27 protein-coding genes and 1 pseudogene are annotated in these 25,173 nt (G+C 70.4%); 11 read left to right on the plus strand and 17 right to left on the minus strand.

Going from position 1 to position 25,173, the window contains the following annotated elements; translation table 11 throughout:
- Positions 1-79 precede the first annotated feature (79 nt).
- Entirely contained in the window at positions 80-514 is a 435-nt protein-coding gene (locus OG975_RS27580; protein WP_406332070.1) for an SRPBCC domain-containing protein, read from the plus strand.
- Here the strand turns inward: OG975_RS27580 and OG975_RS27585 are convergent.
- Both OG975_RS27585 and OG975_RS27590 read right to left on the minus strand, forming a co-directional pair.
- On the minus strand, positions 509-2,053 hold the full coding sequence (locus OG975_RS27585) for an ABC transporter substrate-binding protein (RefSeq protein WP_406332071.1): 1,545 nt from the start codon (positions 2,051-2,053) through the stop codon (positions 509-511). The two genes, OG975_RS27580 and OG975_RS27585, sit on opposite strands and share 6 nt — an antisense overlap.
- On the minus strand, positions 2,053-4,176 hold the full coding sequence (locus OG975_RS27590) for a hypothetical protein (protein WP_406332072.1): 2,124 nt from the start codon (positions 4,174-4,176) through the stop codon (positions 2,053-2,055). The genes OG975_RS27585 and OG975_RS27590 overlap by 1 nt, the downstream gene beginning before the upstream one ends.
- A 308-nt stretch (positions 4,177-4,484) precedes the next feature.
- On the opposite strand from OG975_RS27590, the gene OG975_RS27595 reads away from it, so the two are divergent.
- Positions 4,485-6,185, plus strand: a complete 1,701-nt coding sequence (locus OG975_RS27595) for a serine/threonine-protein kinase (RefSeq protein WP_406332073.1) — start codon at positions 4,485-4,487, stop codon at positions 6,183-6,185.
- A 1-nt stretch (position 6,186) separates the two neighbouring features.
- Here OG975_RS27595 and OG975_RS27600 read toward each other — a convergent pair whose 3' ends face one another.
- Positions 6,187-7,170, minus strand: coding sequence for an isopenicillin N synthase family dioxygenase (locus OG975_RS27600; RefSeq protein WP_406332074.1), 984 nt, complete (start codon positions 7,168-7,170; stop codon positions 6,187-6,189).
- Positions 7,163-7,633: a nucleoside deaminase gene (locus tag OG975_RS27605; RefSeq protein WP_327430742.1), complete on the minus strand. Its 471-nt coding sequence runs from the start codon at positions 7,631-7,633 to the stop codon at positions 7,163-7,165. The genes OG975_RS27600 and OG975_RS27605 overlap by 8 nt, the downstream gene beginning before the upstream one ends.
- 100 nt (positions 7,634-7,733) lie before the next feature.
- On the opposite strand from OG975_RS27605, the gene OG975_RS27610 reads away from it, so the two are divergent.
- Together OG975_RS27610 and OG975_RS27615 are read left to right on the plus strand one after the other, a co-directional pair.
- Entirely contained in the window at positions 7,734-9,104 is a 1,371-nt protein-coding gene (locus tag OG975_RS27610; protein ID WP_406332075.1) for a PucR family transcriptional regulator, read from the plus strand.
- A 100-nt stretch (positions 9,105-9,204) separates the two neighbouring features.
- On the plus strand, positions 9,205-9,780 hold the full coding sequence (locus OG975_RS27615) for an SPFH domain-containing protein (protein ID WP_406336496.1): 576 nt from the start codon (positions 9,205-9,207) through the stop codon (positions 9,778-9,780).
- Positions 9,781-9,816: 36 nt separating this feature from the next.
- On the opposite strand, the gene OG975_RS27620 is transcribed toward OG975_RS27615, so the two are convergent.
- Both OG975_RS27620 and OG975_RS27625 read right to left on the minus strand, forming a co-directional pair.
- Positions 9,817-10,521: a class I SAM-dependent DNA methyltransferase gene (locus OG975_RS27620; RefSeq protein WP_406332076.1), complete on the minus strand. Its 705-nt coding sequence runs from the start codon at positions 10,519-10,521 to the stop codon at positions 9,817-9,819.
- A gap of 86 nt (positions 10,522-10,607) precedes the next feature.
- A complete protein-coding gene (locus tag OG975_RS27625; protein WP_406332077.1) occupies positions 10,608-11,582 on the minus strand; it encodes a zinc-binding alcohol dehydrogenase family protein in 975 nt (324 codons plus the stop codon).
- 110 nt (positions 11,583-11,692) lie between these two features.
- On the opposite strand from OG975_RS27625, the gene OG975_RS27630 reads away from it, so the two are divergent.
- A complete protein-coding gene (locus tag OG975_RS27630) occupies positions 11,693-12,049 on the plus strand; it encodes an ArsR/SmtB family transcription factor (protein ID WP_406332078.1) in 357 nt (118 codons plus the stop codon).
- Here OG975_RS27630 and OG975_RS27635 read toward each other — a convergent pair.
- Both OG975_RS27635 and OG975_RS27640 read right to left on the minus strand, forming a co-directional pair.
- Positions 12,022-12,438: a hypothetical protein gene (locus tag OG975_RS27635; RefSeq protein WP_406332079.1), complete on the minus strand. Its 417-nt coding sequence runs from the start codon at positions 12,436-12,438 to the stop codon at positions 12,022-12,024. The genes OG975_RS27630 and OG975_RS27635 overlap by 28 nt on opposite strands.
- Complete coding sequence (locus tag OG975_RS27640) at positions 12,435-12,653, minus strand: hypothetical protein (protein WP_406332080.1); 219 nt, start codon at positions 12,651-12,653, stop codon at positions 12,435-12,437. Before OG975_RS27640 ends, OG975_RS27635 begins: the two co-directional genes overlap by 4 nt.
- A 113-nt stretch (positions 12,654-12,766) precedes the next feature.
- Between OG975_RS27640 and OG975_RS27645 the strand changes: the two genes are divergently transcribed.
- Genes OG975_RS27645 through OG975_RS27655 form a run of 3 tightly spaced genes read left to right on the plus strand, consistent with a single transcriptional unit; the run spans position 12,767 to position 13,999 of the window.
- Positions 12,767-13,711, plus strand: a complete 945-nt coding sequence (locus tag OG975_RS27645; protein WP_406332081.1) for a Scr1 family TA system antitoxin-like transcriptional regulator — start codon at positions 12,767-12,769, stop codon at positions 13,709-13,711.
- Positions 13,674-13,787: a DUF397 domain-containing protein gene (locus tag OG975_RS27650; RefSeq protein ID WP_406336497.1), complete on the plus strand. Its 114-nt coding sequence runs from the start codon at positions 13,674-13,676 to the stop codon at positions 13,785-13,787. The genes OG975_RS27645 and OG975_RS27650 overlap by 38 nt, the downstream gene beginning before the upstream one ends.
- 5 nt (positions 13,788-13,792) lie before the next feature.
- Positions 13,793-13,999: a DUF397 domain-containing protein gene (locus OG975_RS27655; protein WP_406332082.1), complete on the plus strand. Its 207-nt coding sequence runs from the start codon at positions 13,793-13,795 to the stop codon at positions 13,997-13,999.
- A 121-nt stretch (positions 14,000-14,120) separates the two neighbouring features.
- On the opposite strand, the gene OG975_RS27660 is transcribed toward OG975_RS27655, so the two are convergent.
- The 6 genes from OG975_RS27660 to OG975_RS27685 all read right to left on the minus strand — a co-directional run bounded on the left by OG975_RS27660 (position 14,121) and on the right by OG975_RS27685 (position 18,371).
- Positions 14,121-14,396, minus strand: coding sequence for a hypothetical protein (locus tag OG975_RS27660; RefSeq protein WP_406332083.1), 276 nt, complete (start codon positions 14,394-14,396; stop codon positions 14,121-14,123).
- A 46-nt stretch (positions 14,397-14,442) separates the two neighbouring features.
- Entirely contained in the window at positions 14,443-14,709 is a 267-nt protein-coding gene (locus OG975_RS27665) for a hypothetical protein (RefSeq protein WP_406332084.1), read from the minus strand.
- 93 nt (positions 14,710-14,802) lie between these two features.
- Positions 14,803-14,991 carry a hypothetical protein gene (locus tag OG975_RS27670; RefSeq protein ID WP_327430758.1) on the minus strand — a complete coding sequence of 63 codons (189 nt, stop codon included), beginning with the start codon at positions 14,989-14,991 and terminating at the stop codon, positions 14,803-14,805.
- 5 nt (positions 14,992-14,996) lie between these two features.
- Positions 14,997-15,572 (minus strand): DUF5994 family protein, encoded by a 576-nt coding sequence (locus tag OG975_RS27675; protein WP_406332086.1) that lies wholly within the window; start codon positions 15,570-15,572, stop codon positions 14,997-14,999.
- Positions 15,573-15,977: 405 nt separating this feature from the next.
- Positions 15,978-17,219: a PP2C family protein-serine/threonine phosphatase gene (locus OG975_RS27680; RefSeq protein ID WP_406332087.1), complete on the minus strand. Its 1,242-nt coding sequence runs from the start codon at positions 17,217-17,219 to the stop codon at positions 15,978-15,980.
- 549 nt (positions 17,220-17,768) lie between these two features.
- Entirely contained in the window at positions 17,769-18,371 is a 603-nt protein-coding gene (locus OG975_RS27685) for a TetR/AcrR family transcriptional regulator (RefSeq protein ID WP_406332089.1), read from the minus strand.
- A 113-nt stretch (positions 18,372-18,484) separates the two neighbouring features.
- On the opposite strand from OG975_RS27685, the gene OG975_RS27690 reads away from it, so the two are divergent.
- Both OG975_RS27690 and OG975_RS27695 read left to right on the plus strand, forming a co-directional pair.
- On the plus strand, positions 18,485-19,225 hold the full coding sequence (locus OG975_RS27690) for a hypothetical protein (RefSeq protein ID WP_406332090.1): 741 nt from the start codon (positions 18,485-18,487) through the stop codon (positions 19,223-19,225).
- A gap of 55 nt (positions 19,226-19,280) precedes the next feature.
- A complete protein-coding gene (locus OG975_RS27695) occupies positions 19,281-21,101 on the plus strand; it encodes a protein kinase domain-containing protein (RefSeq protein WP_406332091.1) in 1,821 nt (606 codons plus the stop codon).
- 93 nt (positions 21,102-21,194) lie between these two features.
- Here OG975_RS27695 and OG975_RS27700 read toward each other — a convergent pair whose 3' ends face one another.
- On the minus strand, positions 21,195-22,592 hold the full coding sequence (locus OG975_RS27700) for a purine-cytosine permease family protein (protein WP_406332092.1): 1,398 nt from the start codon (positions 22,590-22,592) through the stop codon (positions 21,195-21,197).
- A gap of 187 nt (positions 22,593-22,779) precedes the next feature.
- Between OG975_RS27700 and OG975_RS27705 the strand changes: the two genes are divergently transcribed.
- A complete protein-coding gene (locus tag OG975_RS27705) occupies positions 22,780-23,754 on the plus strand; it encodes a DMT family transporter (RefSeq protein WP_406332093.1) in 975 nt (324 codons plus the stop codon).
- On the opposite strand, the pseudogene OG975_RS27710 reads toward OG975_RS27705, so the two are convergent.
- Positions 23,657-24,538, minus strand: a pseudogene (locus OG975_RS27710) (LysR family transcriptional regulator); the annotation flags it as partial. The gene OG975_RS27705 and the pseudogene OG975_RS27710 sit on opposite strands and share 98 nt — an antisense overlap.
- Entirely contained in the window at positions 24,538-24,930 is a 393-nt protein-coding gene (locus OG975_RS27715; RefSeq protein ID WP_406332094.1) for a PLD nuclease N-terminal domain-containing protein, read from the minus strand. The pseudogene OG975_RS27710 and the gene OG975_RS27715, both read right to left, overlap by 1 nt.
- Between the last annotated feature and the right edge of the window lie 243 nt (positions 24,931-25,173).

The following is a 25,173-nucleotide window of genomic DNA, read 5'->3' on the forward strand; positions in this document are numbered from 1 at the left end:
CCCGCTCCCTCACTTGTAAAGGAGCAGGTCAGCGGCCTTATCGGGTGCGGAACGCCCCGCCACGCGCCACGCTGGAGTCATGACCCGACCCATCGACCGACCACCCATCGAAGAGGGCGTCACCGAGACCCGGGGGGACGCGCGGGTCCTGCACTACCTGCTGCGTCTTCCCCAGCCTGTGGAGAAGGTCTGGAAGGCGCTGGCCACCCCCGAAGGCCTGCGGGGGTGGCTGGCCGCCGCCGAGGTCTTCGAGCCGCGGCTCGGCGGGGCCGTCACCCTGCACGGGCTGGGCAGCGGGCGGATCACCGCCTGGGACGTGGAGCGCGTCGCCGAGTACACCGTGGAGGGGCGTGGGCGGGTCCGGTTCCATCTGGAGCGCGGGGCGCCGGACGGCACCGGCACCACGGTCCGTTTCACCCACGAGCTGGAGGAGGAGCGGGAGCCGCCTTGGCGGGCTCGTTTCGAGCGGCTCCGGGCCGCACTCGGAGGCCAGGAGCCGACACAGGCCCTATGACGGCGGCAGGCACTCCTGCGCCGGAGGCTTCCCCTCCGGCCAGGCGATCTTCACGAAACGGGAGCGGCTGTCGGGGGTCAGTTCCACGATCGGTACGGCCTTGTCGTACGGATTGCCGTGGGCGTCGAGGCAGATCCACCCGCTCGCCCCGTTGACCCGCAGCTGCTTGCCCTTGACCTGCGGCCACTGGAGGCCGACGTCCGCGAGGGCCGGGATCTTGCCGGTGGGCGACGCCCCGCGGATGCCGTGCACGGCGAGCCGCATCGCGTCGTACGCGATGATCAGCTGGCCGTCGTCCAGCGCGACCTTGCCGACCGGGCCGACCGGTTCCCGCCCGGCGCTGTCGAGCAGCTGCTGGAGCACCTTGGCGTCGGCCGCGCTGCCGCCGGTCTTCGCGGTGTCCTTCAGCCAGGCGTCCGGGTGGGCGAGGGCGGTGTACCGGACGGTCAGCCGCGGGTCCTTGAGGGCGGCCGGGTCGAGGTCCTTGTCCCCGGCGAGGTACGAGCCCTCGTCGCCGGTGAGCACGGTGAAGCGGCGGTCGGAGCAGCCGCGGGTGCCCAACGCGTTGATGAACTGGCGCAGTTGGGTGTGCCTGCCCGCGAAGAGGATGGTGTCCGTGGTCTTCGGCGTGTTGCACAGGATGTTGGCGATCTGCGCGAAGACGTTGGCGGTGCTGCCCTCCTTGCTGCGGTCGGCGGGCGGCGTGAACGGCTGGGCTTCGTAGCGCGCGCCCTTGAGCATCTTCTCGAACGACTTCTGGAGCGTGCGTGTGTACGGGTCGCCCGTGCGGTCGTACACCAGGAACGCGTTGGCGGCCGAGACCTGGGCGAAGGAGGCGAGGGCGCGCGCCTCGTCGGTGTTGGTGGGGGAGACGCGGGCGAGCCCGGGGAAGGGGTCCTTGCCGTTCTGTCCGTTGGCGAGGTTGTCGGCGGTGATCGAACTCCCTATCACCGGGATGCCGAGGCGGGTCAGCTCCTGCACGGCCTTCTTGTTGTTCTCGGTGCTCAGGCCCACCCCGGTCACCGCGCGCAGCCGGTCGCGTCCCTTCGTCATGCCTTCCAGCTGGTCGACCGTGTGCCGCCAATACGCGCCGGTGGAACCGGGGTTGGCGAGCACCAGCCGGATCTTCGGCTTCAGCCCGGTGGTGACATGGTTGGCCTGGTACTGGGCCAGATAGGCGCCCTGGAGCTCATGCAGCACATCGCCCAGGTTGTCGGCGTCGGTCGCGGTGAAGGGTTCGAGCAGGGCGACGGTGACGTAACTGCCGGGCTTGAGGCGGTGGTTCTCACGGTTGATCGCCTGGACGGTCTCGGCGAACTGGGGCCGTCCGAAGGCGTACGTCGTCGACGAGACGCCCACGCATTCGTCACTGCCCTTCGGCTGGACGACCCCCGGGGCGCAGGACCGGTCCTCCTTCGTGGCCGTCATGCCGCCCCAGACGCCGAGGGCCGCGAGGGCGGCCGCGAGTGTCAGCGCGACATACCTGCGGAATCGAATCTCCCAGACGTCCTCGCGCAGCCAGGTCCACACGCGTGCCATCACCGGCCCCCGTCCCCGTTCTCGTCGTCGTCGCCCGGGATGCGGAAGGGGCGGCCGGCCAGGGCGTCCGACGGCCAGTCCCGCGAGGCCCGCCACAGCAGGGCGTTGCCCGCGGGCCGCAGATTCGACAGCTGCTCCAGCTCGAACCGCAGCCGCTCGGTCACCTTCGGGTCCGGCAGGACCAGCGGATCGGTCAGCTGCCACACCGCGTGCAGCAGCCGTCGTACGCGCAAGTGCAGTACGGCGTCCACGCTGTCCGGCGGCTGCTGGGCCGCGTCCGTGTGCCCGAGCGCGACGGAGGCCCGGTCGTCGTGGCCGTCGAAGTCGTGGCCGTCCGGGTCGTGTGCGTGGTAGTAGGGCGCGGACGCGATGAAGACCAGGGACGACAGCCAGGCCCTGGTGTCGGTGCGCGGGAAGGTGTCGCGCAGGTGCGCCACCGCGAAGTCCGCCTTGCCCAGGGCGAGTTCGTGGTGCAGCCGGTAGCGGGCGTTGGCGTGCGGGTCCTCGTCGTCGTAGTGGTCGATGAGGGTGCGGTGCACGGCCCGCCACCGCTCGTGGTCCCGGTCGCCGTGGTGCAGCCGCAGCAGGAGCAGGGCGCGCAGGAACGGGTCGCCGACGAACTGCCCGGCCGCCGTCGGCCAGCCCTCCGCCGAGAGCCGCTCCTCCAGGTCGAGGACGCCCGACGCGCCGAAGTCCTCCGGGAGTTGGGCCTGGGCGAGCGCGCACGCCGAGTCGCGGTCGTGGGCCGCGGCGAGCACGGTCAGCTCGTCCAGACGGCCGCCGGGCACGAGCCGGTCGAGGAGTTCCTGATAGGTGGGGCGGCCGTCGTGGTCCTCGTGCACGGCGACGTCCGCGGTGAGCAACGCGCCCAGCGACGCGGCCCCTTGGGGCAGGTTCTGCCGGGCCGACTCGGCGAGCAGGGTGATGCCGAGCGGGCTGCCGCCCGTCAACCGGTGGGTGGCGTGCGGGAGTTGCGGCGGCACGACTGTTGTGCCGGAGGACGCGCCCAGCCGGTCGGAGGCGGTGTCCACGATGTGCAGCGTGTCGTCGGGCGTCAGCGGCGGCAGCGACACGAGCAGCGCCCGCGAGGACGGCGAGGTGCCCGGCGTCCAGCCGGACTCCCGGGCGGTCTCGGGGAGCGTAAGGCGGCCGGCGTTGCGCAGCGCCGGGTGGCTGTACCCGCGGAGCGCCGTGAAGAACACGACCTGATCGGCGATGCCGTCGGCGCGGTCCCGCAGCACCGGCTCCAGCAGCCCTAGACCCGCGGGTTCCTGCACGTTGTCGATCAGCACGAGGGGGCGCCCCCGGCGGTGCGAGCGCTGCATGACCCCCGCGTACGCGTCGTCGAGGTCGGCCAGCAGGGCCCGTACGAGATAGCGCTCGGCGTGTCTTCGCGAGTCGCCGCCGGCCCTGAAGTGCCGGGACAGGAGGATCAGCGCGAGCTTGGGGCTGCCGCCCGCGTTCGGATAGTCGCGGTACCAGGCGGCGGCCCTGCGCAGCCGGCGGGGGGCGGGGCCGATCCCCTCGGCGAACGCCTCCAGGGTGGCTTCGATGATCGGCGCGATCACCGGACCCGTACCGCTCAGCGAGGCGATGACCTTGGAGATCACCTTGCTCACCCAGCGGCCCGCGAACCCCGACAGCCGGCCGCCGCCGGTCTCGTTCAGCAGCAGGATCCGCTCGGCCTCCTGCCGGATGCGCGGCACGTCACGGTCGCTCCAGCCGCCCGCCGCGACCGCGAGCAGCCCCGCCGCCAGCCGGGGAAAACCGATCCGCCCGGCGCCCGTCACCGGCTCGGCCAGCTGCTCCGCGACCGTGGTCAGCGCCTGCCCCACCGGCGACCACGACTCCACCGGGCGCTCGGCCGGAGGACCACCGAACTGCCGCTCCTCACCGTCGATCAGCGCGACCGGGGTGTGCCCGCGATAGGCGTCGCGCAGCTCGCCCAGCACGGCACTCTTCCCGAGCCCCCGCCCGCCCGCGAACACCACGAACGGCAGCTCGTCAGCGTGCTCGTACGGTGTCGCCCGAAGCTGATACGGCCGCAGACCGACAAGCCGTGACGCAAGCCCCGGCGGATCGGTGTCGAACAGCCCTCCCCGGCCGTGCAGCCCTCTGTGCACCGCATCTCCCCCTGTTGCGGTCCGAGTCCCGCCTGCTGCTGATCCCGCTGCTGTTCCTGTCGTCATGGCTGCTTTGAGGTGTAGCAACAACAGTTTAAAAAGGGGGAGTTGGTTCGGGATAGGGCGCCTGGTGTCCGTTGGGTTACGAAAGTGTCGGGACCGTGGACCTGCTTTGAGCGAGAAGGACCTCTGCCGTATCTTCTGCCGCGCCTCATCTGCTGTCGCGCCTCGTGACTTCTGCCAAAGCGCGCGTCACAGGGCTACCTTGATCGGTGGCAGCCGGGGCAGGTTGGCGCGGGGGGAGCGGCATGGAGGCACTCGGGGTCGGTGACCCGCCATACATCGGGCCGTACCGGCTGATCGGGCGGCTCGGCGGGGGAGGCATGGGGCAGGTCTATCTCGCCCGGTCGGCGGGCGGGCGTACCGTCGCCGTGAAGGTGGTCCAGGCCGGGTACGTCCAACACCCGGAGTTCCGGCGGCGGTTCGCGTACGAGGTCGAGGCGGCACGCAAAGTCGGCGGCACCTGGACGGCGCCCGTGATCGACGCCGACACCGAGGCCGGGACACCGTGGGTGGCCACGAGGTACGTCGTGGGGCCCGATCTGCACACGGTGGTCGCGGGGCCCCACGGGCCGCTGCCCGAGGACTCGGTGCGGGTGCTCGCGAACGGCCTCGCCCACGCGCTGCGGGACATCCACGCGGCCGGCCTCATCCATCGTGACCTCAAGCCCTCCAACGTCCTTGTCACCGTCGACGGGCCCCGCGTCATCGACTTCGGCATCGCGCGAGCCCTGGACACCATGGTGGAGGGGATCCGGACGCGCACGGGCGCGGTGATCGGCTCGCCGGGGTTCATGTCGCCGGAGCAGGTGCGCGCACAGCGGCTGACACCCGCGTCCGACGTGTTCTGCCTGGGATCGGTGCTCGCGTACGCCGTCTCGGGGCGGACTCCTTTCGGCCAGCCCGACAGCGAGCTGCACGTCCTGATGTTCCGGGTGGCCGAGGAAGAGCCCGACCTCACCGGAGTCCCTTCCGGTCTACGGGAGTTGGTGAGCGACTGCCTGGCCAAGGACCCGGCTCGGCGCCCTGACGTCGACGAGGTACTGCGGCGTACGCGGGCGGGGACGAGTCCGTGGCTGCCCGGGGAACTGCTCGCCGATCTGGGGCGGAGGGCGGCGCAGTTGCTCGATACGGAGGGCGGCCATGAGCCGTCGGCGGCACCTGCCGCGCCATCGGCTCCGGCCTCGCCTCCGGCCTCAGCTCCGGCTCCGGCCTCGCCTCCGGTTGTGGCGGCGCCATCATCACCCACATCGGTTCCGGTCCAGCCGCCGAAGGCCCCGCCGCTCGCGGACCTGCCCCCTGCGGCTGCGCTACTGCCCACGGCCACCGCGACGGTCTCGCCTTCCTCCGGCACCCCGGCGGCGCCGCCCCGGCCGAAGCGGCGCCGCGGCCGCACGCTCACCGTGGCGCTGGGCGGTGCGGCCGTCGTGGCGGCGCTCGGAGTCACGCTCGCGATGAATCTGCCGGGCGGCTCGGAGGGCGACACGGGGGGCGCCACGGGCGGCTCGACGGGAACCACGGCGAAGGCCACGGCGAGCGCCACGGGAGCCACGGCGAGCGCCACGGGCGGCGGAAACCGTCCCGAGTCCTTCGACGGGGTGTGGGAGACCGAGTCCACCAGCGGTAAGAACGCCCCGTACCGGCGTATCGACCTGACCGGCGTGGACACGGACTACGTGAATGCGGGCACGGCCACGTTCACGTTCCGCAGACAGGGCAAGCACTGCTGGGGTACGGCGACGGTCGAGTCCCGCGGCGACGACAAAGTCGTGCTCACCACCACGACGGCCAATTACGACCCGGCCGGCACGACCTCCGAACCCATGTGCGCCGGGGCGGGCACCAAGTACACGGTGGAAAAGAGGGACGGCGGCCTGCGTTGGACGGCCTACGGCTACACCGCGGACCTGGAGCGCACGACGGATCAGCCGACTGGCTCGGCCGACTAGCTCAGCCGACCGTGATCGAGTCCAGCTTCTCGCGCAGATAGACGTGGGAGTCGACGGGGCCGTACGCGACCCGGCCCACCGGCGCGGGCACGGACTCCACGACCGTCCCCGGTGTGCACTCGCCGAAGTAGACCAGCGACATCAGCTCCTCGGCGGGGACGTCGGAGGGCGGCGGCAGGACGCGGTGGCGGCCGGAGCGCCAGCGGTCGCCGGTCCAACGGGCCATCAGGTCGCCGATGTTGATGGTGAAGGCGTCCGGGTCGAAGGGGGCGTCCTCCCAGCCGCCCTCGTCCGTGTAGACCTGGAGGCCGCCCTTGCCGGCCTGGCGGTCGAGGATCGTGACGGTGCCGAAGTCGGTGTGGGGGCCGATGCGGAACTGGCCCGGCTGGGGGTTCCCGATGACCTCCGTGCCCGGGTACCAGTTGATGTTGAAGCCGTACGTCGGGTGGTCCATGTGCTTCGTGAAGAAGTCGGGGTCCAGGCCGAGGGCCTCGCCGAGGAGGGCGAGGAGGTGGTTCTCCAGTTCGCCCATCCTCGTCAGGTACTCCTCGCACAGCTTCTGGAGTTCCGGGGTCTCGGCGGGCCACACGTTCGGCGCGTACCACTCCGCGTTGGTCTCCGGGTCCTCGAAGGGCTCGTGCGTCGCGAAGGTCAGCGACTCCTTGAGGTCCGGCGGGGTCTCCGTACCCTCCGAGTAGCCGTTCGCCTCGGCGCCCGGGCCGAGCCAGCCACGGCCGCCGACCTGGGCGGCGTACGGCTGCTTCGTCTCGGTGGGGAGGGTGAAGAAGGCGCGGGCGGCCTCGCGGATGCGGATGCGGAGGGTGGGGTCCACGCCGTGGCCGGTCACCAGGAGGAAGCCGGCCGTCTGGAGGGCTTCGTCGACCGTGCGGGCGGTGTCCGCGCGGGATTCCGGGTCCCCCGAGAGCCAGGGGCCCAGGTCGATGGTCGGGATGCGCGGGGCGCGGGGGGTACGGGCGTCACTCACCGATGTCCTCGTTCCACAGTGCCGGGTTGTTCTTGATGAAGTCGCGCATCAGGGATGTGCACTCGGGGTCGTCCAGCATCACGATGTCCACGCCGTGCTCCGCCAGCCAGTCGTGGCCGCCGTGGAAGGTCTCGGCCTCGCCGATCACCACCCGGGAGATACCGAACTGGCGGACCAGACCGCTGCAGTACCAGCACGGCGAGAGGGTGGTCACCATCGTCGTACCGCGATACGTCCGTTGCCGTCCGGCGTTGCGGAAGGCGGCCGTCTCCGCGTGCATCGAGGGGTCGTCGTCCTGGACGCGGCGGTTGTGGCCGCTGCCGAGGAGGGTGCCGTCCGCGCCGTACAGCGCCGCCCCGATGGGGATACCGCCCTCGGCGAGCCCGGCGCGGGCCTCCGCGACGGCGGTGGCGAGCCATGCGCGTGCCTGTGCCTGATCGACTGGTTGATCGATGCGCTCCATGACTCCACTCTGCTGTGGCCGAAACACGAGGGCAACGTGCGGAAAGTACTCTCCGGGCAGCCCGCACCCGGACGGACTGTCAGCGCCTCTGGAGGTTCCCGTGCCCGCACTCACCCTCCGAGACATCCTGGCCCTCGACCCCGTCCGTGGTACCGAGCCCGAACTCCTCGCGGGCGAGGGCGCCCTGGACCGGCCCGTCCGGTGGGTGCACTCCAGCGAGGTGTACGAGGGCGCGAACTTCCTCGACGGTGGCGAACTGCTCCTCACCAACGGCTTCGGGCTCACCGACGCCGACGAGGCGACGCGCCGACAGTACGTCCGTGAGCTGGCCGCGCGCGGTGCGGCGGGGCTGGCCGTGGAGGTCGGGCGGTCGCTCGTGCTGATGCCCGAGGAGGTCGTCGACGAGGCCCGCCGGCTGGGGCTGCCGCTGATCGCCCTGCACCGGGTGGTGCCCTTCGTCCGCATCACGGAGGCCGCGAACCGGGCGATCGTGGCGCGCGGCCTGTCGGGGCGCGGTTCCGCCGTACGTCCCTGGGGCGACGATCACACCGCCGCCCTGCTGGCCGACCTCGCCGACGGGCAGCCGCTCAACCAGCCCGAGGTGGAGGCGCGCGCGGCGCTCGCCGGGTTCCATCCGGGGGCGGACGCGCGGCTCATCGGGGTGTCGGTGCACGGCGCGCGCGACCTGGGCGTGATCGACCGCGCGGCGCGGGCGCTGGGCGGGGCGTCGGTGCTGCGGGCGGTGTTTCCGGGGGATGCGCTGGCGTTGGTGGCATGGGCGGGAACGGGCGCAGGAGCGGGAGAGGGGGCGCGGGGCATGGTGGTGCGCGACGGCGCGCGAGCCAGGACTACTCCTCCGCGCACAGCGCACGCCGGAGCGCGGCCGGGCAGCACGCGCGACCCTGTGCGCGCCGTGCAGGACGCCTTCCGCGCCGCTGCCTCTGCCGAGCCGGACCTGACCGTGGCCGTCGGGCACGCGGTCGCGGTGGGGAGCGGATGGCTGCGCTGGAGCGACACGTTGCGAGCGGCCCGTACGACCCTGGAGCTGGCCCTCACCGTGCCGCCCGCCGAACCGCCCACCGCACAGGGCCCGACCGTGACTTCCTCGCGGGCGCTCGCTCTGGAACGGGAGCTGACCCGAGGCGGTGTCGACGCCAACCGCGACCGCCTCGCCCGTCTCGTCCAGCACACCCTGGGCCCCCTGCTGGCCTGGGAGGCGGCCCACCCCAGCGACCTCGTCCGCACCCTGGAGGTCCACCTCCGCCACGGCTGCTCACCCACCCGCACGGCCGCGCTCCTGCACATCGGCCGTCAGTCCCTCTACCAGCGCCTCGAACGCATCGAGACCCTGCTGGGCCTGGAGATCGACGACCCCGACCTGCTGGGGGAGTTGCTCGCGGCGGCTTGTGCGCATCGGGTGGTGCGGGGGAGGGGAGAGGCTTCGGTACGGGGGCTTCGCACGGTGGCCTGAGACCGGGAGGTCTGGGACACTCCGGACAGCGGCATCCGAGGGGCACGACACGGTGGCCCGGGGGACGGGGGGAGTCGCGATGAAGACGCGCTATGGGTTCCTGATCGCCGGGGGAGCAGTCCCCCTAGTCCTGGGGACGTTCATCCGGCGCCTTCCACAGGCCAACGCCGTCGTTGTCGAGCGCTTCGGCCGCTACACGCGGACGCTCAACGCCGGCCTCAACATCGTGGTGCCGTTCGCCGATGTCATGCGGAATCGGATCGACCTCCGCGAGCAGGTCGTGTCGTTCCCTCCGCAGGAAGTCCTCACCCTGGACACCCTGGCCGTCAAGATCGACACCGTCGTCTACTTCCAGGTGACCGACGCCCGGGCCGCCACCTACGAAGTCACCAGCTACCTGCGGGCCATCGAGCACCTCACGGTCACCTCCCTGCGCGACTTCTGCGGCTACATGGACCTGGAACGCATCCTGAGCTCCCGCGAGGAGATCAGCGCGGGCCTGCGCGGCATCCTCGACGAAGCCACCGGCAAGTGGGGCATCCGGATCAACCGCATCGTCGTCAACACGATCGACCTGCCCGCCGCCGCCCGTGAGGCGCTGGAGCGGGGGGCGCACGCCAGGAGCGACGGACGCGTAACCCGCCTGCGGGCCGGGGACGAAGCCGGCGAGCTGTAAGGGGAGCACTGGGCAGGGCGGCTCATGGCTCCGTGCTCAGGGTGCCGCCTCCGCCTCCGCCCCTGACTCCGCCCCCGCCTCTGCATCCGCCTCCGGCTTCCGGGCGAGGATGAACGCCTGCGCCGTGTTCTCCCGCGCGTCGGCCTCACGCACGAGCCGGGCGACCTCGACGAGCCCGGCAGTACGCAGCAGTTCGGCGACACGCTCGGGCGGGAAGCGGTAGACGTGGAGGTCCACGTCATGGCCGTAGGCGTGCTCCAGGCGTACCCGCTCGTCGCCCACCTTGAAGGCGATGAGCAGGTGGCCGCCGGGCGCCAGCACGCGGTTGAACTCGCGGAAGAACAGCGGAAGTTCGTTCAGCGGCGTGTGCACCGTGGAGTACCAGGCGAGGGCCCCGGCGAGCGAGTCGTCCTTGATGTCGAGGCCGGTCATCGAGCCGACCTCGAACCGCAGATGCGGGTGACCGCGCCGGGCCACCGCCACCATCTCGGGCGACAGATCGATGCCGTACGCATCCAGCCCGAGCCCCTCCAGATGTACGGTCACCCGCCCCGGCCCGCACCCCAGGTCCGCGACCTCTCCGCCCCCACCGGCCCGCACCTTGTCCGCGAAGGCGGCCAGCATGGCCCGGTCGAACGGCTTGTTCTCCAACTCGTCCTTGAGGAGCTCGGCGTAGTCGACGGCGACGGTGTTGTACGAGGCCCGGATGGCTTGGAGGTGAGAGGTCGGGTGAGAGGTCATGGCGGTGAACCTAGCGCGAGGCGGCCCAGCGGTTCGAGAGACCGCGTGACAGACCAGGAACACGCGGTCCGTACCTACGCGGCCCCTCAGCCGCCCACCCGCAGCAGCAGCTTGCCCGTGCTGCTGCGGGTTCCCATCAGGCGGTGGGCCTCGCTCGCCTCCGCAAGCCCGAACTCCGCGGTCACCGGCAGGGAGACGACCCCCTCGACCACGGTCCGGAACGCCTTCTCGGCGATCGCGCGCAGCTCGCCCGGTGCCGTCTGGGCCAGCCCGAGGATGGAGAACCCGGCGACCGACAGCCCCGTCGGATAGAGCTCCGGCTGCCCCACCTTCCACGGCTCGGCCGAGCTGGCGTTGCCGAAGGAGACCAGGCGGCCGAAGGGGGCGAGAGAGGCGAGGCTGCCCCGGAATGTCTCGCCGCCGACCGGGTCCAGAGCCAGCTCGACGCCCCGGCCGTTCGTCGCGGCTCGCACTTCCTCCGTGAAGGAGCCGACGAAGACCTCGTCGTAGCCGTGGTCGAGGGCGTATTTGGCCTTCGGCTCGGCCGACACGACGCCGTACACCGCCCCGGCCCCTGCCGCCTTCGCCAGCTGCCCGGCCACCGTGCCGATTCCGCCCGCCGCGCCCTGCACGAGGACCGTCTCGCCGGGTTGCAGCCGGCCCACGGTGTGGACGAGGGCGTACGCCGTCGGAAGCACCGTCGGCAGGGTCGCGCCCGTGCGCAGGTCCACGCCCTCCGGCAGCGGGAAGACGGTCACCGCGTCGGCCACCGTCACCTCCGCGTACGCGCCGCCGTCCGTGAGGGCAGCGACCTCCTGGCCGACCGCCAGCCCCTCGACGTCCGCTCCGACGGCTCGGATCCGGCCCGAGACCTCAAGTCCCGGACGGAACGGGAGACTTGCTACGCGATAGCCCTCCGAGCGCGCCTTCAGGTCCGCGAAGTTCACGCCGACGTAGGCCACGTCGATGCTGACCTGCCCCGGGCCGGGCTCGGGGGCCTCCGTCTCCACGATCTTGAGGACGTCGGGACCGCCGTACTCCAGGAACTCCACCGCACGCATGGCACACCCCTACCGAGTGCTCGACTGTTCAATGAAAAGCGAACACTCGGGAGTGTATGGTTTTCATCGAACACTCTGCAAGCAGGCACGAGAGGCTCAAGGAGGCGGGCATGGTGGAGCGCACCAGCCATCGGGCGGCGCCCGAGCACACCCACCCCGACGAGGTCCCCGTGCCGACCGCGCTCGCCGCCCTCGCCGATCCCGTACGCATCACGCTCGTACGGGAGCTGGCGGGATCCCCCGAGTGGACACGCAGCTGCGGCAGCTTCGATGTGCCGGTCGGCAAGGCGGCCCTCAGTCACCACTTCACGGTGCTGCGCGGGGCGGGTCTCGTGGAGCAGCGGGACGAAGGGCCCAAGCGCGTCAACCGGCTCCGCCGCGAGGAGTTCGACGCCCGCTTCCCGGGGCTGCTCGCGCTCGTACTCGCTGAGGAGCACGGTCAGCGTGGGGGCTCCATCACCGCGTAGTCCGCGAAGTTGCGGCGGTAACGCGCGTGCCGGGTCTCCTGGGTGTGCCTGCGCTGCCACTCCTCGACGTCCGCCGGGTCGCTGCGCGGACCGGACCCGGCACCGCAGTCGGCCTCGGCCCCCGAGACGCACCGCGCCTCGTACTCCGGCTCCGCCGTCGCGTCCTGCACGATAGTGAACGGCGCGTACCGGAAGATCCGGCGGCGGGCCGGGGTGCCCCCGTGCGCCGCCCTCAGGTGTCGGCGCAGCAGTACGTTCGCGTCGGTCTCCTCGGTGCCGTCGCATCGGACGCGGGCGTCGTCGCGCCGCACGGCGAGGTCCCAGCATGCCGCGCAATCGGGGACGGGTACGGGCGGGCGGCTCACCTCGCCACCCTGATTCTCCGTCACAGTGACATCCCTGAGCGGTAGTTGACGGCCTTCACCTCGGCGCTGAGCCGTTCCTCCGGTGTCGCCGCGCGGATCAGCGTCGGGTCGGCCTGCCACTCCCGGCCGCCGCCGAGCGGGCGCAGCATCGCGTAGGGGCCCGCCTTGCCTCGGTACTCGCCTACCTTGCGAGCCTGTGGGTCGTAGATGAGGGTCCCCGGTTCCACCTGATCGAACATGCTCACTCCGAATGCACTTCGTTACTCTCGGTGTATTCAGCGTTGCTCAAGGGAACGGTCCGTATCAACGCTGGACGCGTGCCACTCGTCCACTGTCACGTGGGGGGACTGCTGTGACGCGACGCAACGCCGAGGGAAGTTCGGCCGCGAGTACCGCTGTTGTGTTCGGTGAGCTGCTGAAGCACTTCCGTGAGGCGGCACTGTTCACCCAGGAGGCGCTGGCGAGAGAGGTCCCGTGCGACCGGTCCCACGTGGCCAAGATCGAGGCGGGGACGCGGGTGCCGCAGGACACGTTCGCCAAGAAGTGCGACGAAGTCCTGGACACGGGTGGGGTGTTGCTGCGGATGTGGCGGCGCATCGACTGGTACCCGGAGGTGCAGCATCCGGACTGGTTCGAGCGCAGGGCCGAGATGGATGCGAAGGCGGTGGCGCTGCGGGAGTATCAAGAGCGGGTCATGCCCGGCATGTTGCAGACACCGGGCTACGCACACGCACTTTTCTCCCGCATCGCGAGCGGTGATGAGGTGGAGGAGCGAGTCCGGGCCAGGCTCAGTCGCCAACCGCGGTTCTTCGACGATGGTGGTCCGCTGTACGTCGCCCTCCTGGACGAGAGTTGTCTGCGCAACGCGGTAGGGGGCGCGGAGGTCATGCGTGACCAATGCGCCCATCTGTTGAGTGTGGGGCAGCGCCCCAACGTCCGTGTCCAGGTGGCCCCGGCGAGCTTCCCCGAGCTTCTGCGCCCCAACGTTTCCATGTCGTTGATCGAGCTGCCCGACGGGCACCGGTGGGTGTATTCGGAGTCGTTGGACCGTGGCCATTTCAACGACGATCCGACCATCTATGCGCGCCACAGCCACGCCTATGATGTGCTCAGGGCGGACGTCCTGTCAGCCCGCGAATCCGCCGCTCTGATCAGCGACGTGATGGAGGGGTACGGGCACGATGGACAGGCACGAACTCAGCGCGGCGACTTGGATCAAGAGCAGCTACAGCGGCGAGAACGGCGGCAACTGCGTCGAAATCGCCCCCGGTTTCCCCGCCGTGGTCCCCGTGCGTGACAGCAAGGCCCCCGAGGGCCCGGTTTTGGTCGTCACCCGGTTGGCCTGGTCGGCGTTCGCGTCGGCTCTGCGGTGACGCCCATGGAGATTCGCGAACTCGCCCTGGCGACCTGGATCAAGAGCAGCTACAGCGGGGACAACGGCGGCGACTGCGTCGAAATCGCCCCCGGTTTCCCCGACTTCGTCCCCGTCCGGGACAGCAAGAACCCTGACGGCCCGGTCATGGTCGTCACCCGCTCCGCCTGGTCGGCGTTCACCGGCCGTGGGGACCAGTGGAACAGCCAGTAACGCTCAGTATTTGATCTTGGTCTCGGGGACTCGGAGAACCCGGGTCGGATCGTGCACCAGGGGACGCGGAACTGACGCACTGGGTACCCGCGTGCCAGGCCCTTCACGTGTGCGAGGGGATTCAGCCGTGCTCTTCCTCCTCCTCGGATTCCATGTGCCGGATTCCCTCGTGGGTGAGGGTGACCATCGCGGGGGTGTTGCCCGGGTCCCAGTCGACGGTGATCAGGCCTTCGCCCGCCAGGTAGGTGCAGGCGGCGGCCAGGTCCTGTTCCGGTACGTGGAGGTCGTGCCGCAGCTGTGCCCCGGTGACGCCGAGGAGACGGTTCCCTTCGACGGCTTCGTACAGGACCCGGAGCACCTGTTCGCGGTAGGTCTTGCGTTCCCGCAGTGTGGCCATGACCGCGTCCTCTCGTGTGCGGGGGTGGGCTCCGGGCCCGGGGCTCTCAGGTCTCGTCGGAGTGGGCGCCCGCGCCGACAGGGGTCCGGCTGGTGGCCAGCCAGGAGCGGGCGGGGCCGGCGGGTGCTGCCGTGTCCACGGTGAGGTGGAGGCGAGTGTCGCCGTGAAGGCCGGGATAGCTGCGCTGTTCCGCTCCGGCGAAGCAGTGACGAAGCGCTTCCGCGACCGCGCGGGCGGCTTCGGGCGTGTGCGCGATGATCCGGACCTCGGCGTGCCCGGGCGACGGCAGTATCTGGGGTTCGATGTTCTTCACGGGCGTGTTCCCTTTCGGAGTGGGCGAGAAGCCGGCGGGTGGGGGCGCCGTGGCGCCCCGTCCGCTGCCCCCGGTCGGAGGAAGGTCTGTTCCTCACCGGTCGGCATCCGTGCGGTGGGCTCGACGACTGGTGTCGTCCGGCAGGCCGGGAGGTCTCGGCAGGGGGTCGCTGAAGTGGTAGGCCGCGATCCGCGCGTCGTGCTGGGCGTTCAGCAGGTGGATCCAGAGCATTCCGATGCCGGTTGCCAGGATGATCAGCGCGACGAGGACGATGGTCTCCATGTCGCTCACCTCCAGGTGCTTCCGGGCAGCGGGAGGGCGCTTCGTCCCATCGGGTACCCGAAGGGGGACATACAGGCCCCGCCTTCGCCCTCCCAGGTGGCTTCCCGGCGCACGGCGTCGCGGATGCCGCGCCTGATGGCGGCTTCGTCGGCCATCAGAACGCCGGCGGTGAGGACGCTGCCGGGGATCGCGGCGGCGGCCATCAGGCGGGCCGCGGCGGCGGGCTCGGTCTCGGGCGGGATGACGAGGAGGTCCCAGCGCCCCACGGTGTAGGAGAGCAGGATCAGCTTGTCGGGGTCCTGTTCGGTGAACCAGGCCACGTGCAGCGTGCGCCCGTCCACGGGCACCGTGTGGGGGATGACCGGCCAGCGGGTGGGGTTCACGGTGACGCGGGTGATGCGCCCCCAGGGTTCCTCCAGGGCGGTGGCGAGCGGGGGGAGCTCGGCTGCAAGGTCGCGGGAGTAGGGCCACCAGGCCCCGTCCAGCTGGCCGGCGAGGGCGGTCTTCGGGGTGAGGGACAAGCGTGCCGGGAGCTCTGCGGCGAGGTCGCGGGGCGCGGTCCGATCGAGGGTCGTGGTCATGATGCGGACCTGCCCCCGGACTGCCCGTCGGCAGTCCGGTTTTTAGGCGATCGCCAGAAATGACACCCGCATGAAAGCGGGTGCGCGAAATACTTCCGGTGCTTTCACTGTACGCCTGTTCGATGTGTCATGACCGGTGTGACCAGGTATTTTCCGGCGGAGGCGCTGTGAAGAGCGGCGGTGCGGGCGGCGGGAGTACCGCGAAACGACGGCGGGCTCGCAAACGTCGCCGGCCGGGCACCGGCGCCGACCTGCTACGAGGCACGGCCGCACCCCGTAGACGGGCGGACCCGCATGGCTGACTCCGACATTCCCGATCTTGGGGAACATTGGTACAGCCGTTGGAGCCGAGAATAATCACGGGGTCTAGCTGCGGATCTCCGTGTTCGTGGTGCGGCTTTCGACTCAGTCCAGGGCGGCGAGGTGATCGGCGGCGCCCCCGCGCCACTCCATCAGGAAGAGGGTCGCGTCGTCGCTGGTCGTGCCGCCCCGTTCCTCCATCAGGGCGTGGGAGAGGGCGCGCACCACCGCACGCACTCGTTTCTCCGCGTGCTCGATGCGGTTGATCCAGTGGACGAGTTGTTCCTCGCCGAACTGCTCTTCGCCGGCCACGTGCTCCTCGATGAGGCCGTCGGTGAAGCACAGCACCCGGTCGCCGCGTTGGAGGGTCTGCTCGCTGATTTGGGGCTGTTCACCGCCGAAGCCGACCGGCAGGGTGGTCGGGCTCTCCAGTGGCTGGACGACCTCGTGGTTACGGATCAGCAGCGGTGCGGGATGGCCCGCGTTGACCCATTGCAGATGGCCCGTTGCGATATCCAGGCGCATCATCTGCGCGGTGACGAAGTGCTCGGGCCCGAACTGCCCGGCGATGGCCTGGTCCATGAACGCGTAGATCTCAGCCAGTCCGATGTCGGCGCGTCTGGCGTGCCGGTAGGCGCCGATGGCGACGGTCGCCATGGTGGCGGCGTTCAGGCCGTGGCCCATCGCGTCGATCACTGCCAGATGCAGGATGTCGTCATTGAGGGCGTAGTCGAAGCTGTCGCCGGCGACCTTGTAGGCGGGCTCGAGGATTCCGGCCACCTCGACCTGCGGGACGGACATGGCCAGCGGGGGCAGCAGGGACCACTGGATCTCCGCGGCCAGGCTCATCGGCTCGCGGCGCCGGGCCTGGAAGAACCGGTCGGTGTAGCTGTGCTTGGTGACCAGCGTGTCGGCGACCAGGCCGGCGAGCCTGCGCAGCAGTCGCCGGTCGTCATCATCGGCGGTGTCCAGGGTGAGGGCCATCACTCCCACCTGGTCGCTGCCGTCCAGCAACGGCAGGTACATCCGGATACCGTCGGCCTGTGACACCTCCACAGGCGTCGCGGACAGGAAGGCCGTGCCGGCGTGGGAGTCACCGATCGGCTCGGGCTCGCCGACGGTCAGCCGCCTACCCGGCAGCGGCACCAGCACCCGCTGGCCGTAGTCCTGCAGGAGGATCGAGACGTCGCGGCCGCCGACCCTGGCCACCTCTTCCGCGACCAGCGGGGCGATCAGCTGTGGCGGCATCTCGTGCGCCCGGTCCAGCAGCACCCCCAGTAGCCGCTCACCGAACCCTTCAGACCGGTCCACCATGGCCTTGTCAGGCCACCGCTCGCTGTCCGCCATGGCCGCCTCCTTCACTCCACCAGAGCCGATTTCGCCTGCTGGATGGGTGTTCCGAGGGGCCGCTCACGGGGCGGCACGGTGTTCGGCCTCGGGGGCTTGGAGCTGGCCCGGCTCACCTTGCACCGCAGAGCCGACGCCTGCCCCGACACGCTCGGGTCCACCCGGCGGTCACGGCAGATCCGCTCGAAGACCCACTCATCTGTACACACGGGCTCCTGACACGACCGTGATCAACCCGCACAGAGTGACGTGGCCGACCAGCCTGAAGAGCCCATTACGCCAAAAGCGGCATGTCGTACCAGGTCGGGACGGGTGGCTCTCAACTTCGGCCTCGGGGAACATCGGTAGTCGGCTCCTCGGCGAACTTCCCGTACGTCCAGCCCGCTCATCAGTCAGAGAAATTCCACCGGCATGCGGCGGACGGTAGCCACCCCCCGCCAGTGATCGAGGATCTTCCTCCGAACCCCCGCACGGGACCGATCATCTGTGCTGCACGGCCAAGATCACGTGCGTGGCGTTACTGACTGTTACGTCGGTCCCCACGGCTGTTCACGTCGGCTCTGCGCTGACCGACCGCCAGATCCTCTCCGGCAGGAGCCGCGCGGCCTCGTCGAGGTCGACGTCGTCGATGCCGGACAGCCAGCGGCGGGCGACGGCGACGACGGGGCCCAGGACCAGGGACTCGATGAGCGCGGGGGGAAGCGGCGCGACCTCGCCGGACTCGATGTGCGCGCTCAGCCACACCGCGAACGGCGACAGCCTGGCCTCCTGGGCGTCGCGGAGTTCCTTGCCCTGGGCCATGGAGAACCGGTCGGCCGTGGAGGAGTGCAGGAGCAGGGCGGCGTCCCGGTGTTCCTGGACGAATTGCAGATACGCCCGTACGACGGCCTGGATGCCCGTGCGGGCGGTGCGGGTATGCCCCAGGGCCGTGACCATCTCGCCCAGCAACCGGCCCAGCCAGCGCTGCGTGAGCGCGGCGAGGAGGCCGTCCAGGCTGCCGAAGTGGTGGTACAGGCTGCCGAGACTGACGCCGCTCGCCTTGGTGACCGCGCTGACGGTCAGGCCCTGCTCGCCCGCGTCGGCGTACACGCGCAGGGCGGCGTCCAGGAGCAGCTCGACGGTGGCCTCGCCACGTTGTTGCTTGGGGCTCATCGAACGGCTGTCCTCTGTCTGGTGCTGTCGCAGCCAGCGTAGATCACATCGTTTCTAGATCGAATTTCTAGAAAGGTGTTTCAGTACGGGTGCCCGTTGGCCACACTGGCTCCGTGGAAATCTCCATATCGCTCACGCCGCAACAGGCCGCTTCCGGTGCCGTCGTCACCGTTCCCCTGCCGTCCGGCGCCACCCAGGTCCGTATCCCGCCCGTCCGGGACGGTGACGTCGTCCGGATCCGTGTCGGGGGGAGCGAGGTGCTCCTGCGTATCCGTGTCACGAGCCTGATGAACCCGTCGAGCCCATCGAGTTCATTGCGCGGCGCCCAATGGGTGGGGGTGCTCGCGGTTGTCGTCGTACTCGTGGTTCTGGTGGTGCTGATCAGGGGGTCCGGCGGCGGCGACAGCGACAGCGCGGCCCCCTCCGTCGACTCGTCCGGCTCCCCGTCCTACGACCCGTACAGCGCGGATCCGTACAGCGCGGATCCGTACACCCAGGATCCGTACAGCGAGGATCCGTACACCCAAGACCCGTACAGCGCGGACCCGTACACCGAAGACCCGTACGACACACCGACCGAGACACCCACCCCGTACTCCTCCGGCACCTGTCTCAACGGAACGCTGCCGGACTCCACGACCGCGCAGGAGGTCAGCGGCGTCGAGGAGGTCTCCTGCTCGGCGTCCGACGCCCACTACGAGGTGATCGACACGATCCCGCTGACGTCGGACATGAGCCGCTGCGACAGCAACTCCCGTACGCAGTACGCGTTTTCCTACACCTATACCCTCAACGGGACGCCGATCAATCAGTACGTTTACTGCTTGATCGGCCTTGGCTCGTACGCGCGCTGAAACGCGTACGCGCACCGAAAGAGGAATCACCGTGAACGGGGAAAACGGGGCAGGCGTGACAGATCTGAACGGCAGCGGAGCCGAGCCGCTGGAGGCGGAGGATCCGCGGTGGATCGGGGAGATCCCGCTGGTGGGCCGGCTCGGGTCCGGAGGCATGGGGCGGGTGTACCTCGGCGTGCACGAGGGGCGGTACGCCGCCGTCAAGCAGGTGCTGCCCTCCGTCGTCGCCGAGGACAAGGACTTCCTGCGGCGCTTCGGACATGAGCTGGACAACCTCGCCCGGCTGCCCGGGGAGGCCACCGCGCCGCTGCTCGCCAGTGACCGCGACGCACGGCCGCCGTGGTTCGCCACCGCGTACGTTCCCGGGCTCACCCTGAGGGAGGCCGTCGAACTGCACGGGCATCCGCTGCCCGCCGACGCCCTGTGGCTGCTGCTGCGGGAGGCGGCCTCGGGGCTGGCCGCGGTGCACGCGCTGGACATGGTGCACCGGGACCTCAAGCCGTCCAACGTCATGCTGACCCTCGACGGGCTCACCCTCATCGACTTCGGTGTCGCCCGTGCCGCCGAACAGAGCCAGCTGACGAGGACCGGCATCGTCGTGGGCACGCCCGCCTACATGTCGCCCGAACAGGCCTCGGGGAAACGGCAGTTGAGCGGCGCCGTCGATGTGTTCGCGCTGGGGTCGATGGCCGCGTACGCGGCGTGCGGCCGGCCGCCCTTCGGCGACGACTCCGGGCACGCCGTGCTCTACCGCATCGTCCACGAGGAGCCCGACCTGGCTCCGCTGCGCGCGCTGGATCCCGAACTCGCCGAGGTCGTCGCGGCCTGCCTCGACAAGAATCCCGAGGGCCGCCCCACTGCTGCGGAGTTGACCGAACTCGCCGGGCGGCACGGGCCGTTCGCCGATCCGCCGTGGCCGGAGACCATCGCCGAGCCGCTGTCCGAGCGGGCCGCTTTCGCGGCGACGGTCCCGGATGCCGACAAGCTGCCCGCCCGTCCCGTGCCGACGCTGCCCTCTCCCGAGCCGAAGGCGGAATCGGACAAGCCGAAGCCTCCGGAGTCGGAGTCGGAGCCGACCCCGGAGGCCGCTCCGGACCCGAAGCGACGCGAACGCCGCCGGACCCGCGTCCTGTTCGCCGTCGTTCCCGTCGTGGTCGTGGCGACCGGCACGACCCTCGCCATCCAGCTGCTGCCGTACGCGTCCTCGCCGGACGACGAGGCACGGACCACGCCCTCCGCCTCGGTTTCGGCGTCGCTCGACCCCACGTCGCCCTCCTCGGGCACGACGAAGTCGCCGTCCTCGTCAGCGGATCCGAGCGGCAAGGGTAAGGACAAGGGCAAGAGCAAGGGGACAGGCGGAACGCAGGCGGACGCCGGGGGCACGAACACAAGCACGGGCACGGGCGCGCAGGACAGCTCCGGCGGGTCCGACACCTCGGACAGCGACGGCTCGGGCGGAAGCAGTAGCAGCTCGGGCAGCTCAAGCAGTTCCGGCAGCACCTCGACGAAAGCCCCCGCCGGCGGCTACTACCAGCTCACGAACGCCGCCGACGGCCAGTGCCTGGTGATGAGCGACTACAGCGGCGCGGTCCTCGGGGAATGTTCGGACAGCCCGGCGGCCTCATGGGCCTACAAGAGCGTGTCGAGCGGCGGATTCCACGTGGTCAACGAGCACACCGGCAAGTGCCTGAGTGTGAGCGCCTACAACATCGTGACGGCCGACTGCGACCAGAGCACCCAGCTGTCCTGGCGCACGGGCTCCGGCGGCACCCTGCAGAACCTGTACAACAGCCGGTGCCTCGACGAGTCCGCAGGCTGGCCGGTCACCTCGACCTGCGTGTCCGGGACGGCATCGCAGCGCTGGACGAGGACATGACCTCCCCTGGCGCCCCTATTGCCCCTGTCGGCCAGTTGGAGTTGGCCTGGCCGACAGGGGCGACAGGGAGCGATCGCCGGTGTTCTCGTTTTCTCAGGCCTTGGCGGCGAAACGTCCGCGCAGCACCGCGTACAGCCCCGCGCTCACCGCGAACCCGACCAGGCAGGTGATGTCACCGAACGACGCCCAGTGCTCCGGCACCCACCCGACGTATTTCTCCTGGTTGGAGAAGAGCGGCACCGACACCGCGACGCCGATCAACAGGGCCGCCAGACCGGGCCAGTTGGTGTAGGAGGCGTCGCCGAGGCGGCGGGACAGTTCCTCGTCCGTGGCCGTGCGGGACTGGAGCCACCGCTCGGTCAGGACGACGCCCAGCCACGGGCCCACCCAGTACGCGATGATCAGCAGGAACGCCTCGTACGCCGATCCCGCGTCCGACAGGGACGCCCACGCCGCCGCCGTGCCGACGACCCCGGACAGCACGACCAGCACGCTGCGGCCCAGCCAGGCGGGGAGCTTCAGGCCGAGCGAGGTGATGGAGATCGCGGAGGAGTAGATGTTCAGGGCGTTCGCGGAGACCGCGCCGAGGATGATGGCGAGCAGCACCAGGTTGCCGAGCCAGCCGGGCAGATGGCCGGTGAAGGCCGCCGTCGGGGTGGCGTCCTTCGGGGCCACGATCGTCGCCGAGGCCGCGCCGATGATCGCCACGATCGCGACCGACACGAACAGCCCGACCGCCGGGTAGAGGACCGTCTTGAACTTGCTCGCCGTACGGGGGAGATAGCGCGAGTAGTCCGTGGCGTACGGGTTCCAGCCGGCCGCGTAGCCCCACGCCGTGCTGAACGCCAGCAGGAAGCCGCCGAGGCCGCCGCCCCCGCCGCCTGTGCCGAGGTGCGCGTCCTTGAACGTCCACACGCCGGCCAGCAGGAAGACCACCGCGAGCGCCGGGAACGCGTACTTCTCGAAGACGTGCACGAAGTTGTGGCCGATGAAGCCGATCAGGATCTCCGCCACCACCACGAGCAGCAGGGAGGGCAGCGGCCGCAGGTCGGTCAGCGTGTTCAGCGCGAAGGCCGCGCTCAGGCTGTTCACCGCGAACCAGCCGACGCCCGCCACCACCGCGTTCACGCCGGACGGCAGGAGGTTGCCCTTGTGGCCGAAGGAGAACCGGCCTATCACCATCTGCGGCACGCCGAACCGCGGCCCGTCCAGGGACAGCACGCCCTGGGTGAGGGCGCCGATCGCGGTGCCGAGGAGGATGGCGGCGGCGGCCTGCCAGAAGCTGAGGCCGAAGAAGAGGACCGAGATCACGCCGATGTAGACGGTCGCGAACTCGATGTTCGGCGACGCCCAGGTCCACAGCAGCTGCAAGGGGCTGCCGTGCCGTTCGGCGTCGGGGATGGGTTCCGAGCCCGCCGTCTCGACGGCGATGACCCGGTCGCCGTACTCGGGGGCGATCGTGGTGGGTGAGCTGGCGGGAGCAGTCGTCATGCGAGGTAAGTGTCCGGCCCGGGCGGGGTCCGGCCCAGGGGCGCATTGTCCGCTTCGGGAGGCTCGTCGGCGTACAACCTGCACGCATCGGCCGACCTGTGGGTATCGGCGGCGCCGATGAGCCCATCGGCAGGACGCCCCACTGGCGCGTGGACCGGCCGCACCGCCCGCTCGTAGCTTCGTCGGCATGACCTCAGAGAACAAGGGCACGGCCCAGCTGACGACCGCGATGGTGCTCTCCGGCACCCTCGGCGTCTTCGTCGTCGAGTCGGGCGCCTCGCCCTTCAACGTCGTCTTCTTCCGCGTCCTGTTCGGCGCCCTGGCGCTGGGCTCCTACGTCGTCGCCCGCGGCTGGCTGCGCGGCCACGGCTTCACCCCGCGCACCCTGGGCCTGGCCGTCCTCGGCGGCGTGTTCATCGTCTTCAACTGGGTCTTCCTCTTCCAGGCGTACGAGAACACGTCGATCTCCGTCGCGACGGTCGTCTACCACACCCAGCCGTTCTACGTGGTCCTGCTGGGCGCCCTGTTCTTCCGCGAGCGGCTCACCGCGGCGAAGGTCGGCTGGGTGGCCGTGGCCTTCGCGGGGCTGATCCTCGTCTCGGGCGTCACGCCCGGCGACTTCACGAGCGGCGGATCGTACGTCGTCGGCGTCGGCCAGGCTCTCCTCGCCGCGCTCCTCTACGGCCTGTCCACCCTGGTCACCAAGCGCATCACCGGCGTCCGCCCGCACCTCATCGCCCTCGTCCAAGTCCTCGTCGGCATCCCCCTGTTGCTCCCCTTCGCCGACTTCGGCGCGATGGCCGGGACAGGCGCCGACTGGGGCTGGCTCGCCGGCCTCGGGCTCATCCACACCGGCCTGATGTACGTCCTCATGTACTCGGCGTACGCCAAGCTCCCGACCGCCAAGATCGCCGTACTCGCCTTCACCTACCCGGCGGTCGCGATGGTCATGGACTGGGCGGTGTACGGCCACCACATCGGGCTCGTGCAGGCGCTGGGCGTTCCGCTGATCGTGACGGCCAGCCTGAAGGTCACCCTTGCGAAGACCGCGAAGACCGCCGCAGCTCCTCTGACACCAGCTTCCGCGCCTGCTCCACGAACAGCCGCACATGCGCCGGAAGCCGCTTCCCGGACCGCCACGCCAGCTGCGTCCGAAGCGTGAACGGCGGCTTCCAGGGCAGCCGTACGAGAGAGCCTTCCGTGAGTTCCGCGGCGACCGTCACCTCGGGCAGCAGTGCGACCCCGAGGCCGGCCGCCGCGGCGCGTTTGGTCGCCTCGATCGTGCCGAACTCCGTGAAGGAGACGGGGCTGAGGGAGTTCAGATTCAGCTCCCGCTCGAACAAGTCCCGGTAGGCGCAGCCGGGTTCGGTGGCGAGCAGCGACTGTCCTACGAGGTCGGCCGTCACGACCGGTTTCCCGGACAGCGCGTGCCCGGGCGCCGCCACCAGTGCTAGCGGCTCCACCGTGAGCACCTCGGAGTCCAGCCCCGCGTGCTCGGTCTGCTCCTCCATCAGGAAGCCGATGTCGTACGTTCCCTGGCGCAGCGCCTGTCGGGTCTCGTCGCCGATGGTGGTGCGGAGTGAAAGGCGTACGCCCGGGTAGCGGTGGTGGAACAGTTCCAGGAGCGGCAGCAGCCGGTACGAGGTCAGCGACTCCATCGTGCCGACGGTGAGCGCGCCGGACGGTTCCTCCGTGCCGACGACCGCCGCCCGTGCCTCCTCGCTCAGCTCGATGAGCTGCCGGGCGTAGGGGAGCAGCCGCTCGCCCGCCTCCGTCAGCCGGATACGGCTGCCGAGCCGGTCGAAGAGCTCCGTGCCGAGTGACGACTCCAGGGCGCGGATCTGGCTGGTCACGCTGGACTGTGCGTACTTCAGCTCGGCGGCGGCCTGGGTGAAGCTCAGCACGGTCGCGACCTTCTCGAAGGTGACCAGCAGCCGCAGCTCCATCAGCTCTCGTTCTCCTCGCCGCGCTCGCGCCGGCGCAGCTCCTCCTCGCGGCGCCGGAGGTCGGCCTCCCAGTCCTTCAGGAGTGCCTCGTCCTTCTTGTTCTCGGCCTTGAGGGAGTTCAGGAACTCGGGGTTGTCGTCCGGGGCGACGAACTGGGTGCGCTGGTTGCGGTGCCACTCGGAGGGGGTGGCGCCGTTTGCCGGGGTCTGGCGGGTCTTGCCCGCCACCAGCCAGGCGATCGGGCCGACCAGGACCTCGCCGAAGAGCAGGATGATGATCACCCACACCACCTTCGGCAGGCCCCGTACCTGCTCCTCGGGTGTGTTCAGGCAGTCGATGAACGCGTAGATCCACAGCGCCAGGACCAGCAGGAAGGGCAGATACCTGAGCATGGCCGAACGATCCCCCAGTGAGCGTTGGTTGTTCGGGGCGGTGTGGGGCCCCGGTGACGCGCACAGGTTAGCGGGTGCCCTCCAGTGGGGTGGGGCGGGTTTCCTCGCCCCCGCCGCCCCTACCCGTCCCATCCCTGGGGGCTGCGCCCCCAGACCCCCGCTCAAAAGATTGCGCAGTTCCCCGCGCCCCTTTTAGGGGCGCGGGGAACTGCGCAATCTTTTGGACCAGCCCCCACCCACCCG

Origin of the sequence: Streptomyces sp. NBC_00203, assembly GCF_045206325.1 — a bacterium.
Taxonomy (GTDB): domain Bacteria; phylum Actinomycetota; class Actinomycetes; order Streptomycetales; family Streptomycetaceae; genus Streptomyces; species Streptomyces lutosisoli.

Coding starts and splice junctions, on each gene's coding strand:
- OG975_RS27580 (WP_406332070.1), top strand. CDS start 80: ATGACCCGACCCATCGACCGACCACCCATCGAAGAGGGCGTCACCGAG.
- OG975_RS27585 (WP_406332071.1), bottom strand. CDS start 2,053: ATGGCACGCGTGTGGACCTGGCTGCGCGAGGACGTCTGGGAGATTCGA.
- OG975_RS27595 (WP_406332073.1), top strand. CDS start 4,485: ATGGAGGCACTCGGGGTCGGTGACCCGCCATACATCGGGCCGTACCGG.
- OG975_RS27605 (WP_327430742.1), bottom strand. CDS start 7,633: ATGGAGCGCATCGATCAACCAGTCGATCAGGCACAGGCACGCGCATGG.
- OG975_RS27620 (WP_406332076.1), bottom strand. CDS start 10,521: ATGACCTCTCACCCGACCTCTCACCTCCAAGCCATCCGGGCCTCGTAC.
- OG975_RS27625 (WP_406332077.1), bottom strand. CDS start 11,582: ATGCGTGCGGTGGAGTTCCTGGAGTACGGCGGTCCCGACGTCCTCAAG.
- OG975_RS27630 (WP_406332078.1), top strand. CDS start 11,693: ATGGTGGAGCGCACCAGCCATCGGGCGGCGCCCGAGCACACCCACCCC.
- OG975_RS27640 (WP_406332080.1), bottom strand. CDS start 12,653: ATGTTCGATCAGGTGGAACCGGGGACCCTCATCTACGACCCACAGGCT.
- OG975_RS27655 (WP_406332082.1), top strand. CDS start 13,793: ATGGAGATTCGCGAACTCGCCCTGGCGACCTGGATCAAGAGCAGCTAC.
- OG975_RS27660 (WP_406332083.1), bottom strand. CDS start 14,396: ATGGCCACACTGCGGGAACGCAAGACCTACCGCGAACAGGTGCTCCGG.
- OG975_RS27670 (WP_327430758.1), bottom strand. CDS start 14,991: ATGGAGACCATCGTCCTCGTCGCGCTGATCATCCTGGCAACCGGCATC.
- OG975_RS27675 (WP_406332086.1), bottom strand. CDS start 15,572: ATGACCACGACCCTCGATCGGACCGCGCCCCGCGACCTCGCCGCAGAG.
- OG975_RS27680 (WP_406332087.1), bottom strand. CDS start 17,219: ATGGCGGACAGCGAGCGGTGGCCTGACAAGGCCATGGTGGACCGGTCT.
- OG975_RS27685 (WP_406332089.1), bottom strand. CDS start 18,371: ATGAGCCCCAAGCAACAACGTGGCGAGGCCACCGTCGAGCTGCTCCTG.
- OG975_RS27700 (WP_406332092.1), bottom strand. CDS start 22,592: ATGACGACTGCTCCCGCCAGCTCACCCACCACGATCGCCCCCGAGTAC.
- OG975_RS27705 (WP_406332093.1), top strand. CDS start 22,780: ATGACCTCAGAGAACAAGGGCACGGCCCAGCTGACGACCGCGATGGTG.
- OG975_RS27715 (WP_406332094.1), bottom strand. CDS start 24,930: ATGCTCAGGTATCTGCCCTTCCTGCTGGTCCTGGCGCTGTGGATCTAC.